This is a genomic window from Streptomyces shinuiensis (assembly GCF_043660855.1).
Taxonomy (GTDB): domain Bacteria; phylum Actinomycetota; class Actinomycetes; order Streptomycetales; family Streptomycetaceae; genus Streptomyces.
Map to the genome: position 1 here is coordinate 1,701,468 of NZ_JBIHML010000001.1, position 13,608 is coordinate 1,715,075.

Below are 13,608 nucleotides of genomic sequence, written 5' to 3' on the forward strand. Positions count from 1 at the left end.
GCTATGCGGTCCGGTCGAGCGCGCGCAGCGAGCGGTCGGTGATCGACCTCGCTCCGCGGCCGATCGCGATCGTGCCGGACTGGACCAGTTCCTTGATGCCGAACTGCTCCAGCATCTTGAGCATGGCCTCCAGCTTGTCGCTGCTGCCGGTCGCCTCGATGGTGACGGCCTCCGGGGAGACGTCGACGGTCTTGGCGCGGAAGAGCTGGACGATCTCGACGATCTGCGAGCGGGTCTCGTTGTCGGCGCGGACCTTCACCAGGACGAGTTCGCGCTGGACGGCGGACCCCGGCTCCAGTTCGACGATCTTCAGCACGCTGACGAGCTTGTTGAGCTGCTTGGTCACCTGCTCCAGCGGGAGGTCCTCGACGTTCACCACGATGGTGATGCGGGAGATGTCGGGGTGCTCGGTGACGCCGACGGCGAGCGAGTCGATGTTGAAACCGCGACGGGAGAACAGGGAGGCGATCCGGGCGAGGATGCCCGGGGTGTTCTCCACCAGGACGGAGAGCGTGTGCTTGGACATCGGGTGTGGTGTTCCGTTCCTCGGGTTCCTCTGGGGCTCAGTCGTCGCCGTCGCCGAAGTCGGGGCGGACGCCGCGGGCCGCCATGACCTCGTCGTTGGATGTGCCGGCCGCGACCATCGGCCAGACCATCGCGTCCTCGTGGACGATGAAGTCCACGACCACGGGGCGGTCGTTGATGGAGTTGGCCTTCTCGATCACCGCGTCGAGCTGCGCGGGGTCCTCGCAGCGGATGCCGACACAGCCCATGGCCTCCGCCAGCTTCACGAAGTCCGGGACGCGGGTGCCCCTGTTCTCGGGGCTGACGGCGTCCGGGCCGCTGTGCAGCACGGTGTTGGAGTAGCGCTGGTTGTAGAAGAGGGTCTGCCACTGGCGGACCATTCCCAGGGCGCCGTTGTTGATGATCGCGACCTTGATCGGGATGCCGTTGAGCGCGGCGGTCACCAGTTCCTGGTTGGTCATCTGGAAGCAGCCGTCGCCGTCGATCGCCCAGACGGTGCGGTCCGGGACGCCGGCCTTCGCGCCCAGCGCGGCCGGGACGGCGTAGCCCATGGTGCCCAGGCCGCCGGAGTTCAGCCAGGTCGCCGGCTTCTCGTACTTGACGAAGTGGGCGGCCCACATCTGGTGCTGACCCACGCCGGCGGCGAAGACCGTGCCCTCCGGGGCCAGCGCGCCGATGCGCTCGATGACCTGCTGCGGGGCCAGGGATCCGTCGTCGGGGTGGTCGTAGCCCAGCGGGTAGGTCTCGCGCCAGCGGTTCAGCTGCCGCCACCACTCGGTGTGGTCGCCGGTGTTGCCCGCCTCGTGCTCGGCGCGGACGGCCACGACCAGGTCGGCGATGACCTCGCGGGCGTCACCGACGATCGGGACGTCGGCGGTGCGGTTCTTGCCGATCTCGGCCGGGTCGATGTCGGCGTGCACGACCTTCGCGTACGGCGCGAAGGAGTCCAGTCTGCCCGTGACTCGGTCGTCGAAGCGGGCGCCGAGCGCGACGATCAGATCGGCCTTCTGCAGGGCGGTGACGGCCGCGACGGTGCCGTGCATGCCGGGCATGCCCAGGTGCTGCGGGTGGCTGTCGGGGAAGGCGCCCAGTGCCATCAGGGTGGTGGTCACGGGGGCGCCGGTCAGCTCGGCCAGCACCTTCAGCTCGGTGGTGGCCCCGGCCTTCAGCACGCCACCGCCCACGTACAGCACCGGGCGGGCGGCCTCGGTGATCAGCCGGGCGGCCTCGCGGATCTGCTTGGCGTGCGGCTTGGTCACCGGGCGGTAGCCGGGCAGGTCCGTGGCGGGGGGCCAGGAGAAGGTCGTCCGCGCCTGCAGGGCGTCCTTGGCGATGTCCACCAGCACCGGGCCGGGCCGGCCGGTGGAGGCGATGTGGAAAGCCTCGGCGATCACCCGCGGGATGTCGGCCGGGTCGGTGACCAGGTAGTTGTGCTTGGTGACCGGCATGGTGATGCCGCAGATGTCGGCTTCCTGGAAGGCGTCGGTGCCGATCGCCTTGGAGGCCACCTGGCCGGTGATCGCGACCAGCGGGACGGAGTCCATGTGCGCGTCGGCGATCGGGGTGACCAGGTTGGTGGCACCGGGGCCGGAGGTGGCCATGCAGACGCCGACCTTGCCGGTGGCCTGGGCGTAGCCGGCGGCCGCGTGGCCCGCGCCCTGCTCGTGGCGGACGAGGACGTGGCGCACCCGGGAGGAGTCCATCATCGGGTCGTAGGCGGGCAGGATGGCGCCCCCCGGAATGCCGAATACCGTGTCGGCGCCGACTTCCTCGAGAGAACGGATGAGGGACTGGGCTCCCGTGACGTGCTCGACGGTGGCGGGCTGCGGCTGCGCTCCGCCGGTACGGGCCCGCGGCTGCGGGCGAGGGGCCCCGGTGGCCTGCTCGGTCATCACTTGTCTCTTCTCGGAGAGTTGAGGGTTTGACGCTCGTTGTGGGTGGCTGTGGGTGGTTCGCGCTCGAGTGCCGCTGGCACCGGTGCAACAAAAAACCCCCCGTGCCGTCAGGCAAGCGAGGGGAGCGCGTCGATGTCGTCCACAGGGCGGGCATGCCCTGTGTCAGTCGACGCGCTGTCCAAGTACGAGAATTCGGGTGCGCATGGCACCGACCTTCCTCCCGCGGTGCCTGAGGTGTCAAGTGGGTGGGACGGACGTCTCACTATTTGAGCGCAATGGGGGATGTGCCACCGGACCGTGCGCCGCCGGTCCGCTCCTGTGCGCGGGCAGCGAACCGGCGACCACCACCGAGCGGCCGACGCCCGGGAAGTGCTGCTCCTCACCGGAGACGGGGTAGCTCCCGCGGGCCAGGGCGCGCCTGAGCCGGTGCTCGTCCAGAGGCTTGGAGAAGGCGGCGCCCTGGGCGTGGGTGCAGCCCAGGGCGCACAGCGCCGCGGCCTGTTCGGGCAGGTCCACGCCGTCGGCGACGGAGAGCATCCCGAGGTCGTCCGCGATCCGCAGCAGCCCGGAGGTGATTTTCCGCACCCTGGGGGAGTCCAGAACGCCGTCGACCAGCGCGCGGTCCAGCCTCAGCGCGTCGGCGGGAAGCCTGCGGAGCGCGGCGAGACCGGAGTGGGCGCCGCCGAAGCCGTCCAGGGTGATGCCGACCCCGATACGCCGCAGCGCGGTGACCCACAGCTCGAGTTCGTCCAGGGAGACGCGGGGGTCGGTGTCGGCCAGTTCGACGACGAGGGCGTCGGGCGGCAGCCCGTGCCGGGACAGCAGCGCCTCGACGGTGGCCGGGGTCGTGGAGCGGTCGGTGAGGCGGCGCGCGTCCAGCCGTACGGACACCGGTACGCGGTAGCCCGCGTGATGCCGTTCGGCGGCCTGCTCGACGGCCCTGCGCAGCAGCCACCGGCCCGCGTCCCCGCCGTCGTCGCCGCGGGCGTCCGCGGCGGCGGGGCCGTGCGGGGGCCGCGGGCCGTACTGCGCCGGCGGTGCGGATCGGGCCTGGGGGGCGGGCCGGGGCCCGCCCGGCGGGAACAGCACACCCCGGGCGGATCGCCTGCGGGCCTGGGCCGCGACCGAGGCGATCTTCCCGCTGGAGAGCTCGACCACGGGCTGGTGGAGCAGCGCGAACTCGCTCTCCGCCAGCACTCCGCGCAACCGGTCGGTGGTCAGCTCCGCCCGGCGGACGGCCTCGGCCTGCGGTTGCGAGGCGTACAGCTCGACCCGGTTCTTGCCCGCCTGCTTGGCGCGGTACATCGCCAGGTCGGCATGGCGCATCAGCACGGCCGGGGTCACTCCGGGCTCGGCGAAGGCCACGCCGATGGATGCGGCGACCCGCGCCTCGCCGCCCTCGACCCGGTAGGGCCGGGAGAGGGTGGTGCGCAGCCGCTCGGCGATCTCCAGGACCCGGTACTCGCGCTCGGCCCGGTCGCACTTCCCGTCCCCGACGATGAGCGCGGCGAACTCGTCGCCGCCGAGCCGGGCCGCGGTGTCCCCGGCCCGTACGGCCTCCCGCAGGCGGCGGCCCGCCTGGATCAGCAGCTCGTCCCCCGCCTGGTGGCCGATGGTGTCGTTGACGGCCTTGAAGCCGTCGAGGTCGATGTAGAGCACCGCCGTGTGGCCCGCCTCCGCGTCGCCCCGGCGCCGGCCGCCGAGCGCCTGGCGGACGCGTTCGGTGAACAGCGAGCGGTTGGGCAGGTCGGTCAGCGGGTCGTGGGAGGCGTTGTGCTGGAGCTGCGCCTGGAGCCGGACCCGTTCGGTCACGTCGCGGCTGTTGAAGATCAGGCCGCCCTGGTAGCGGTTGACCGTGGACTCGACGTTGAGCCAGCGGCCCGAGGCGTGCCGGATACGGCATTCGATGCGGGTGGAGGGCTCCTCCCTGGGCTGGGTGGCCAGGAAGCGGCGCACCTCGTGCAGGACCCGGCCCAGATCCTCGGGGTGGATGAGGGAGGCCAGCTCGGAGCCGACCAGTTTGTCCGGCTCCCGGCCGTAGACACCGGCGGCGGCCGGGGAGACGTAGCGCAGCATCCCGGCCGGCGAGGCGATCATGATCACGTCGCTGGACCCCTGCACCAGCGACCTGAAGTGGTTCTCCTTCTGGGCCAGTTCCTGGGTGAGGCGGATGTTCTCCAGGAGCATGATGCCCTGCCGGACCACCAGCGCCAGGACGACGGTGCATCCGGTCAGCAGCACCACCGGGTCGATGGCCCCGCCGTGGCGGACGTTGTAGAGGATCCCCAGGGTGCAGACGGCGGCCGCCAGGTACGGGGCGAGAGCGGCCAGCGATCCGGCCACCGCTCCGTTCCCGGGCGCGGACGGCCGGACGGCCTGACGCAGGGGCGCGTGCCGGCTGCCGTCCCCCTCCCGGCAGCCGACCCAGGGGGCGTACGCGAGCAGCAGCGAGCCGGCGAACCAGCCGGCGTCGAGGATCTGGCCGGAGGAGTAGCTCTCCCGCAGCAGGGGCGAGGTGAACAGGGCGTCGCAGAGCACGGTGAGCGCGAGGGCTCCGATGACGGTGTTGACCGCGGGCCGGTGGGCGGACGAGCGGCGGAAGTGGAGTGCGAGGACCATGCTGATCAGCACGATGTCCATCAGGGGGTAGGCCAGCGACAGGGCCACCAGGGAGAGGGACTCGCCCTGCCAGTACGAGGGGTGGTCCAGCGCCAGGCTCCAGGAGAGGGTGAGCAGCGAGCCGCCGACCAGCCAGGCGTCCAGGACCAGTCGCGTCCAGCCGGCCCGGGTGACCGGCCGTTTGGCGAGGACCAGCAGTCCGACGATGGCCGGGGGCGCGAAGAGCAGGAAGCAGAAGTCCGCCGCCGAGGGGCTGGGCACGGGCTCGCCCAGCACGACCTCGTACCAGCCCCAGATCCCGTTGCCGAGCCCGGCCATCGCCGAGGAGATCCCGAACAGCGTCCAGGCGGGCCGGAACGGCGTGTCCGGGTGGGTGCGGGCGTAGTGCACACACGACCCCGCGGCCGTGAAGGCCGCGGCGCTCAGCCCGAAGTCGCCCATGAACAGCGCCACCGCCGGCGATCCCCAGCCCAGCAACGCGCCCACCGCGTACGCCCCGCACACGGCGGCCAGCACCAGCCGCGGGAACGCCCGCCGTTCCCCGGCGCCCGTCCCGCCGTGCGGGCGGGCCGTGCGGGGCAGCCGCGGGAAGCGCGGCCGTTCCGTCCCCCGGGCGCTCACCGCGCCTCCTCCGGGTGCGGCAGGCCCTTCCCCGGGTCCCGCGGCCGGGGCCGTGTCCAACACCGTTCGTTCGTCCGGTGGTTCGTCCGGTGGTTCGTCCGGTTGCCGTGCATGTCGCCCGTCCCCCCTCGCTGGTCTGGTACGCCCCCGGGTCGGACGATACACCAGACTGGTCACTCAGGGACATAGGCCTTCTACGGAGCGTGACTGATGAGGGGATTGCCGATACAATCCGCATCCACTCGTATCCGGAGCGTGCGGATGGCTGTGTGGGCGGCCATCCGCGCCTACACCACCTGTCCCACGCCCCGGCCCCCTCCCCGTCCCTTCCGTCGCCGCACGGCCGCACGGCCGCCCGGGCGGGTCCGTCACCCGGCCGATGCGACGACGTTCTCCGGCTTCTCCCCGGCCGCGAAGCGCCGCAACTGCGCGCGGAGCAGCCGCTCGGCGCGCGGCGGGAACGCGGACGTCGGGCCTCCCACGTGCGGTGTGATCAGGGTGCCGGGCGCCTTCCACAGCGGGTGGCCGGCGGGCAGCGGCTCGGGGTCGGTGACGTCGAGCGCCGCCCTCAGCCGCCCGGTCCCCAGTTCCGCCAGCAGTGCGCCGGTGTCCACGACCGCGCCGCGCGCGACGTTCACCAGCAGCGCTCCGTCCTTCATACGGGCCAGGAAGTCCGCGTCCACCAGGTGGCGGGTGGCGTCGGTGAGCGGGGTGACCAGGAAGACCACGTCGGCCCCGGGCAGCAGCCGGGGCAGGTCGGCGAGGGTGTGCACCGGGCCGCGCGGCACGGTGCGGGCGGTGCGGGCCACCCGGTGGACCGCCGCCGGTTCGAAGGGCACCAGCCGCTCCTCGATGGCGGCGCCGATGGAGCCGTAGCCGACGATCAGCGCCGTCCGGTCGGCGAGGGCGGGCCGGAAACCCGGCGTCCACCGGCCGGCGTCCTGGGCGCGGACGAAGGAGGGGATGCCGCGCAGCGAGGCGAGGGCGAGGGTGAGCGCCAGTTCGGCGGTGCTCGCGTCGTGGACGCCGCGGGCGTTGCACAGCAGCGTGCCCCGGGGCAGTTGCGGTACGGCCGGCTCCACGTGGTCGATGCCGGCGGTGAGCGTCTGCACCACACGTACGTTCGGCATGTGCGCCAGCGGTCGTACGGCGACGGCCTGACCCTTCAGATAGGGAACGACGTAGAAGACGCAGTCCGCGGGGTCCGCCGGGAACTCCTCCTCCCCGTCCCAGTGGACGTAGCGGAACGACTCGGGCAGTCCGCCCATCTCGGCGGGCGGAATGGGCAGCCAGACATCTGCGGAAGCCATGGCCAGAGGCTATCCGGAGGCTGTGCGGAAGCGCCGGAGGGCACCCGTTAGGTTGGGAGCGCCCTACGGGGGCGACCCCGCGGGGGCGAGGAGGGAGCACGTCCAGGTGGAGCGCAGGACAATCGGTGCGGGGGCACTGGAGGTGGGTGCCATCGGGCTCGGCTGCATGCCGATGAGCTGGGCCTACACCGCGTCCGAGCGGGACGGCGAGTCCTCGATGCGCACGGTGCACGCGGCCCTCGACCGCGGGGTGACGCTGCTGGACACCGCCGACATGTACGGGCCGTTCACCAACGAGCTGCTGCTGGGCCGGGTACTGCGGCGGCGCCGCGCGGACGTGTTCGTCTCCACCAAGTGCGGCCTCCTCGTCGGTGAGCAGCACATCGTCGCCAATGGGCGTCCCGGCTATGTGAAGCGCGCCTGCGACGCCTCGCTGCGACGGCTGCAGACCGATGTGATCGACCTCTACCAGCTCCACCGCGCCGATCCGGAGGTGCCGGTCGAGGAGACCTGGGGCGCGATGGCCGAACTGGTCGCGGCCGGCAAGGTGCGCTCGCTGGGACTGTGCGCGGTGGGCGCGCGGGAGCGGCGCCGTGGGTCCGACGCGCCCGCGCATGCCGGAACGCTCCGGCAACTGGAGCGGATCCAGCAGGTCTTCCCGGTCAGTTGTGTGGAGGCCGAGCTGTCGGTGTGGTCGCCGGAGGCCCTGACCTCGCTGCTGCCGTGGTGCGAGGCGCGCGGGATCGGCCTTCTGGCCGCGATGCCGCTGGGCAGCGGCTTCCTGACCGGCACCCTCACTCCGGGCGGCGGCTTCGAGCGCGACGACGTACGCGCCCGGCACCCGCGGTTCACGGCCGAGATGATGGCCGCCAACCAGCCGATCGTCGCCGGGCTGCGGCGCGTCGCCGCCCGGCACGGCGACGCCACTCCGGCGCAGGTGGCCCTGGCCTGGCTGCTGGCCCAGGGGCGGCACGTGGTGCCGGTGCCGGGCGCCAAGAAGGAGCGCTGGGCGGCGGAGAACGCGGCGGCGGCGCGCCTGGAGCTGACCGCGCGGGACCTGGCGGAGATCGCCGGGCTGCCTGCCGCCCAGGGGTCGTGGGACTGAGCCGGGAACACCCGGCGCCGTCTCGGCGTACGGTCGGGTGTACGGGCCGGCGGCGCGCACCGCGTGCACGACCGGCCCCCGTACCACCGGCCGAGAGCTGCCCGTAGTCGAAAGGCGCACCGATGCTGCGAAGCCGTCCCCCGTCCGTACGTCCGCACCCGCCGCTGCGGAAGGCCGCCGCCGCCCTCGCCGGGCTCGCCCTGCTGGCGGCGGGCTGTTCGGACGGCGGGTCAGGCGAGGGGGCCCCGGACCGCACCGGCACCGCCTCCTCCCCCGGCGGGTCCCGCTCCCCCGGCTCCTCGGCCGCGCCCGCCGAGGGCTCGGCGGAGGTCACCGGCACCGTGGCGGACAACCTGGACTCCCCCTGGGGGCTCGCTCCACTGCCCGACGGCGGTCTGCTGGTCTCCTCCCGGGACGAGGGCACGATCTCGCTGGTCGACCCGGACAGCGGGAAGGCCACCGAACTGGGCTCGGTGCCCGGCGTCGAGCCGGGCGGCGAGGGCGGCCTGCTGGGCATCGCCGTGTCGCCCGACTTCGCCGAGGACCGCTACATCTACGCGTACTTCACCAGCGCCTCCGACAACCGGGTCGTGCGCGTGCTCTACGACGCCGGCAAGGAGGAGGGCAACCGGCTCGGCGCGCCCAGCACGGTCCTGCGCGGCATCCCCAAGGGGGTGGTCCACAACGGCGGCCGGATCGCCTTCGGTCCGGACCGGATGCTCTACGTGGGCACCGGTGACTCCGGCGACCAGAGCCTCGCCCAGGACCGGGAGTCGCTCGGCGGCAAGATCCTGCGCATGACGCCGGAGGGCGAACCTCCCGCCCACGGCAACCCCGAGGCGGACTCGGTCGTCCACTCCTGGGGCCACCGCAACGTCCAGGGGCTGGCCTGGGACGCGGAAAAGCGCCTGTGGGCGTCGGAGTTCGGCCAGAACACCTGGGACGAGCTGAATCTGATCCGGCCCGGCGGGAACTACGGCTGGCCCGAGGTGGAGGGCGAGGCCGGCGAGGAGGGTTTCATCGACCCCGTGGCGCAGTGGAAGCCCGCCGACGCCTCTCCCAGCGGTATCGCCGTCGCGAAGGGCTCGGTGTGGATGGCGTCGCTGCGGGGGGAGCGGCTGTGGCGCGTTCCCTTGGATGGCGCGAAAAAGGTGGCGGAGCCACAGGCCTTCCTGGAAGGTGAGTACGGGCGGTTGCGGACGGTCGTCTCCGACGGCGGCGACGGGCTGTGGCTGGTGACCAGTGAGACCGACTCGCGCGGTACGCCCGCCGAGGACGACGACCGCATCCTGAAGCTGGAGGTCAGTTGATGTTCAACCTGATCGAGGAGCTGTTCAGCCCCGGGCGCCGCCACACCGACGACGAGCGCAGGCGGCTGGAGAACACCCGGGTGGAGGAGGGCGGCCACGATCCGGGGCGCGGCCCGATCGACCTCTCCTCCGGGCACGTTCTGATCAGGGCCCGCGGCTCCGCCCCGAAGTCGGCCTGACCCCGCACACCGGTCACCGGGCCCGCACACGGCCGACACGGCCCGGCCCCCGCGCTCCCGACAGGAGTACGGGGGCCGGGCGGGTGTCAGCCCTGCACGCCCAGCTTCTCCAGGATGAGCTCGCGCACCCGGGCGGCGTCCGCCTGCCCGCGGGTGGCCTTCATGACGGCGCCGACGAGCGCGCCCGCCGCCGCCACCTTGCCGCCGCGGATCTTCTCGGCGATCGCCTCGTTTGCGGCGATCGCCTCGTCCACGGCCGCACTGAGCGCTCCGGTGTCCGAGACGATCTTCAGGCCGCGCTTCTCCACGACCTCGTCCGGTCCGTCCTCGCCGGCGAGGACGCCCTCGATGACCTGACGGGCCAGCTTGTCGTTGAGCGAGCCGTCGGCGACCAGCTCGCACACCCGGGCGACCTGGGCCGGGGTGATCGGCAGGGCGGACAGCTCGGTGCCCTGCTCGTTCGACCGGCGGGCCAGCTCGCCCATCCACCACTTGCGGGCCTGGTCGGCCGGGGCCCCGGCGTCGATGGTGGCGGTGATCAGGTCGATGGCCCCGGCGTTGAGGACGGACTGCATCTCGTGCCCGGAGACGCCCCACTCCTCGCGCAGCCGGTTACGGCGCAGGCGCGGCAGCTCGGGCAGGCCGGCCCGCAGTTCCTCCACCCACTCGCGCGCGGGCGCGACGGGCACCAGGTCCGGCTCGGGGAAGTAGCGGTAGTCCTCCGCCTCCTCCTTGACCCGGCCGGAGGTGGTGGAGCCGTCGTCCTCGTGGAAGTGGCGGGTCTCCTGGACGATCGTCCCGCCCGAACCCAGCACAGCGGCGTGGCGCTGGATCTCGAAGCGGGTGGCCCGCTCCACGCTGCGCAGCGAGTTGACGTTCTTGGTCTCCGAGCGGGTGCCGAACGTCTCGGTGCCGTGCGGCCGCAGCGACAGGTTGACGTCGCAGCGCATCTGGCCCATCTCCATCCGGGCATCGGACACCCCGAGGGCCCGGATGAGCTCGCGCAGCTCGGCGACGTACGCCTTGGCCACCTCCGGCGCGCGCTCCCCGGCACCGGTGATCGGCTTGGTGACGATCTCGATCAGGGGGATGCCGGCGCGGTTGTAGTCCAGCAGTGAGTGCACGGCGCCGTGGATGCGGCCGGTGGCGCCGCCGATGTGGGTGGACTTACCGGTGTCCTCCTCCATGTGGGCGCGCTCGATGCCGACGCGGAAGACCTCTCCGTCCTCCAGCTGGACGTCCAGATAGCCGTCGAAGGCGATCGGCTCGTCGTACTGGGAGATCTGGAAGTTCTTCGGCATGTCCGGATAGAAGTAGTTCTTCCGGGCGAAGCGGCACCACTGGGCGATCTCGCAGTTCAGCGCGAGACCGATGCGCACGGCGGACTCCACCGCGGTGGCGTTGACCACCGGCAGCGAGCCGGGCAGTCCGAGGCAGACGGGGCAGGTCTGCGTGTTGGGCTCGGCGCCCAGCGCGGTGGAGCAACCGCAGAACATCTTGGTCCTGGTGCCCAGTTCGACATGGACCTCAAGGCCCATGACGGGGTCGTAGGAGGCCAGCGCGTCCTCGTACGACACCAGTTCGGTGACAGTCACGGAAAGCCAAACCTTTCAGGCGCTGCGGTCAGTCGTCGGCGAGGACGTCGTCGATGTCCAGGCGCCGCACCTCGCGGACGAGGATGGCGACGCTGGTCAGGATCGCGGCGCCGGAGACGACGGCGTCCAGGAGCTGGAGCCTGTCGTCCTCCCGCCGGGCGAGCTGCATCTGCTTGACGACGCCGACGGCGCCGAAGAGCGAGGTGCCGATGGACAGGTACAGGCCGGGCCGGGATTTCTTGAAGCCCTTGGCCTTCTTCAGCGCGCTCACAGCCTGCCCCTTCCCGCTTCTCCGCCCGCGCGGCGAACAGGCGCGGCCTCGTATGTCCTGTGCGGCCCGGTGGCCGCGCGTGCGACGCTCACAGCATCCTCCCCGTGAGCTTCTCCGCCCGCGCGGCGAACAGGCGCGGCCTCGTATGTCCTGTGCGGCCCGGTGGCCGCGCGTGCGACGCTCACAGCGAGGGTGCCTCCTCCAGCAGCGGGTGTCCCCAGCGTGCGTGGTACGCGGCCTCGACCGCCGCTCCGACACGGTAGAGCCGGTCGTCGGCCATGGCGGGGGCGATGATCTGCAGGCCCACCGGGAGCCCGTCCTCGGGCGCCAGGCCGCACGGCAGCGACATGGCCGCGTTGCCCGCCAGGTTGGACGGGATGGTGCACAGGTCCGCCAGGTACATGGCCATCGGGTCGTCCGCCCGCTCCCCGATGGGGAACGCGGTGGTCGGCGTGGTCGGCGAGACCAGCACGTCCACCTTCCCGAAGGCCGCGTCGAAGTCGCGCTTGATCAGGGTGCGCACCTTCTGGGCGGAGCCGTAGTAGGCGTCGTAGTAGCCGGAGGACAGCGCGTAGGTGCCCAGCATGATGCGGCGCTTGACCTCGGGGCCGAAGCCCGCCTCGCGGGTGAGGGAGGTGACCTCCTCCGCCGAACGGGTGCCGTCGTCGCCGGCGCGCAGGCCGTAGCGCATGGCGTCGAAGCGGGCCAGGTTGGAGGAGCACTCCGACGGCGCGATCAGGTAGTAGGCCGCCAGCGCCTTGTCGAAGGACGGGCAGGAGATCTCGACGATCTCGGCGCCCAGCTCGCGCAGCAGCTCCACCGACTCGTTGAAGCGCTGCATGACGCCGGCCTGGTAGCCCTCGCCCGCGAACTCCCTGACCACGCCGACGCGCAGGCCCTTGACGTTCCCGTTGCGGGCGGCCTCGACGACCGGCGGGACGGGGGCGTCGATGGAGGTGGAGTCCAGCGGATCGTGCCCGGCGATCGCCTCGTGCAGCAGGGCCGCGTCCAGGACGGTGCGGGCGCAGGGCCCGCCCTGGTCGAGGGAGGAGGAGAAGGCGACCATGCCGTAGCGGGAGACGGCGCCGTAGGTCGGTTTCACGCCGACGGTGCCGGTGACGGCGGCCGGCTGGCGGATGGAGCCGCCGGTGTCGGTGCCGACGGCCAGCGGGGCCTGGTGGGAGGCGAGCGCCGCGGAGGAGCCACCGCCGGAACCGCCCGGGATGCGGGTGAGGTCCCAGGGGTTGCCTGTCGGGCCGTAGGCGCTGTTCTCCGTGGAGGAGCCCATGGCGAACTCGTCCATGTTGGTCTTGCCCAGGATCACCACGTCGGCGTCCTTCAGGCGCCTGGTGAGCGTGGCGTCGTACGGCGGGACCCAGCCCTCGAGGATCTTCGAGCCGACCGTGGTGGGCACGCCCTCGGTGGTGAAGATGTCCTTGAGCGCGAGCGGGACGCCGGCCAGCGGGCCGAGCCTCTCGCCGCGGGAGCGCTTGGCGTCCACGGCGCGGGCACGGGCCAGCGCGCCCTCGCGGTCCACGTGGAGGAAGGCGTGCACCTTCTCGTCCACGGCCTCGATACGGGCGAGGTGGGCCTCGGTCACCTCGACGGCGCTCGCCTGGCCGGAGGCGATGCGCGAGGCGGTCTCGGCCGCGGTGAGCCTGGTCAGATCGCTCGAATGCGTCACGGCGTTCACTCCTCCCCCAGGATCTGCGGCACCTTGAAACGCTGCTGCTCCTGGGCCGGGGCGCCGGAGAGCGCCTGCTCGGGGGTCAGCGACGGACGGACCTCGTCCGGGCGCATGACGTTGGTCAGCGGCAGCGGGTGGGAGGTCGGCGGTACGTCCTCGTCGGCGACGTCGGAGACGCGGGCGACCGCGCCGATGATGTCGTCGAGCTGTCCGGCGAAGTGGTCGAGCTCTTCGTCCTTCAGCTCCAGACGTGCCAGCCGGGCGAGGTGGGCGACCTCCTCGCGCGTGATGCCAGGCATGCAGCGATTCCTCGGGGTGAGTGGTGGATCCTTCGGGGCTTGGCGGACTCTTCCCGCCGTCCGCCCCGATCCTGTGACTCCTCCGTCTCCTGAGCGGGACGGCTTTCCCCCCGGCCTTCCGGCCGGGGCGCGGCCAAGTCCTGACCGCTGCCCGGAGGGCAGAACAGCATGCTAACAGTTTGGCCGCGGCGC

11 protein-coding genes are annotated in these 13,608 nt (G+C 72.4%); 3 read left to right on the forward strand and 8 right to left on the reverse strand.

The genetic code is table 11. The features are described 5' to 3' along the window. Position 1: 1 nt before the first annotated feature. The 4 genes from ilvN to ACGRHY_RS07410 all read right to left on the reverse strand — a co-directional run bounded on the left by ilvN (position 2) and on the right by ACGRHY_RS07410 (position 6,970). Positions 2 to 526 carry an acetolactate synthase small subunit gene (ilvN, locus tag ACGRHY_RS07395; RefSeq protein WP_101254885.1) on the reverse strand — a complete coding sequence of 175 codons (525 nt, stop codon included), beginning with the start codon at positions 524 to 526 and terminating at the stop codon, positions 2 to 4. Between the two features lie 37 nt (positions 527 to 563). Continuing rightward, positions 564 to 2,417, reverse strand: a complete 1,854-nt coding sequence (locus tag ACGRHY_RS07400) for an acetolactate synthase large subunit (protein WP_394634590.1) — start codon at positions 2,415 to 2,417, stop codon at positions 564 to 566. Positions 2,418 to 2,657: 240 nt separating this feature from the next. Next, positions 2,658 to 5,660, reverse strand: a complete 3,003-nt coding sequence (locus ACGRHY_RS07405) for a putative bifunctional diguanylate cyclase/phosphodiesterase (protein ID WP_394634591.1) — start codon at positions 5,658 to 5,660, stop codon at positions 2,658 to 2,660. Positions 5,661 to 6,028: 368 nt separating this feature from the next. Then, complete coding sequence (locus tag ACGRHY_RS07410; protein WP_394634592.1) at positions 6,029 to 6,970, reverse strand: 2-hydroxyacid dehydrogenase; 942 nt, start codon at positions 6,968 to 6,970, stop codon at positions 6,029 to 6,031. Between the two features lie 106 nt (positions 6,971 to 7,076). On the opposite strand from ACGRHY_RS07410, the gene ACGRHY_RS07415 reads away from it, so the two are divergent. The 3 genes from ACGRHY_RS07415 to ACGRHY_RS07425 all read left to right on the forward strand — a co-directional run bounded on the left by ACGRHY_RS07415 (position 7,077) and on the right by ACGRHY_RS07425 (position 9,564). Continuing rightward, a complete protein-coding gene (locus tag ACGRHY_RS07415) occupies positions 7,077 to 8,075 on the forward strand; it encodes an aldo/keto reductase (protein WP_394634593.1) in 999 nt (332 codons plus the stop codon). Positions 8,076 to 8,197: 122 nt separating this feature from the next. Next, positions 8,198 to 9,385, forward strand: coding sequence for a PQQ-dependent sugar dehydrogenase (locus ACGRHY_RS07420; RefSeq protein ID WP_394634594.1), 1,188 nt, complete (start codon positions 8,198 to 8,200; stop codon positions 9,383 to 9,385). Next, positions 9,385 to 9,564 carry a DUF6191 domain-containing protein gene (locus ACGRHY_RS07425; protein WP_394634595.1) on the forward strand — a complete coding sequence of 60 codons (180 nt, stop codon included), beginning with the start codon at positions 9,385 to 9,387 and terminating at the stop codon, positions 9,562 to 9,564. The genes ACGRHY_RS07420 and ACGRHY_RS07425 overlap by 1 nt, the downstream gene beginning before the upstream one ends. Positions 9,565 to 9,650: 86 nt before the next feature. Here the strand turns inward: ACGRHY_RS07425 and gatB are convergent, their stop codons facing one another. From gatB to gatC, 4 genes are all read right to left on the reverse strand, one after another. Next, positions 9,651 to 11,159 carry an Asp-tRNA(Asn)/Glu-tRNA(Gln) amidotransferase subunit GatB gene (gene gatB / locus ACGRHY_RS07430; RefSeq protein ID WP_394634596.1) on the reverse strand — a complete coding sequence of 503 codons (1,509 nt, stop codon included), beginning with the start codon at positions 11,157 to 11,159 and terminating at the stop codon, positions 9,651 to 9,653. Between the two features lie 28 nt (positions 11,160 to 11,187). Then, on the reverse strand, positions 11,188 to 11,430 hold the full coding sequence (locus tag ACGRHY_RS07435; RefSeq protein ID WP_394634597.1) for a hypothetical protein: 243 nt from the start codon (positions 11,428 to 11,430) through the stop codon (positions 11,188 to 11,190). A gap of 181 nt (positions 11,431 to 11,611) precedes the next feature. Beyond that, positions 11,612 to 13,114, reverse strand: a complete 1,503-nt coding sequence (gatA, locus tag ACGRHY_RS07440; protein WP_394634598.1) for an Asp-tRNA(Asn)/Glu-tRNA(Gln) amidotransferase subunit GatA — start codon at positions 13,112 to 13,114, stop codon at positions 11,612 to 11,614. Between the two features lie 5 nt (positions 13,115 to 13,119). Beyond that, the gene (gatC, locus tag ACGRHY_RS07445; protein ID WP_031505700.1) at positions 13,120 to 13,416 is read right to left on the reverse strand and encodes an Asp-tRNA(Asn)/Glu-tRNA(Gln) amidotransferase subunit GatC; all 297 of its coding nucleotides are present in this window, start codon (positions 13,414 to 13,416) and stop codon (positions 13,120 to 13,122) included. Positions 13,417 to 13,608: the final 192 nt, after the last annotated feature.

Coding starts and splice junctions, on each gene's coding strand:
- ilvN (WP_101254885.1), bottom strand. CDS start 526: ATGTCCAAGCACACGCTCTCCGTCCTGGTGGAGAACACCCCGGGCATC.
- ACGRHY_RS07400 (WP_394634590.1), bottom strand. CDS start 2,417: ATGACCGAGCAGGCCACCGGGGCCCCTCGCCCGCAGCCGCGGGCCCGT.
- ACGRHY_RS07410 (WP_394634592.1), bottom strand. CDS start 6,970: ATGGCTTCCGCAGATGTCTGGCTGCCCATTCCGCCCGCCGAGATGGGC.
- ACGRHY_RS07420 (WP_394634594.1), top strand. CDS start 8,198: ATGCTGCGAAGCCGTCCCCCGTCCGTACGTCCGCACCCGCCGCTGCGG.
- ACGRHY_RS07425 (WP_394634595.1), top strand. CDS start 9,385: ATGTTCAACCTGATCGAGGAGCTGTTCAGCCCCGGGCGCCGCCACACC.
- gatC (WP_031505700.1), bottom strand. CDS start 13,416: ATGCCTGGCATCACGCGCGAGGAGGTCGCCCACCTCGCCCGGCTGGCA.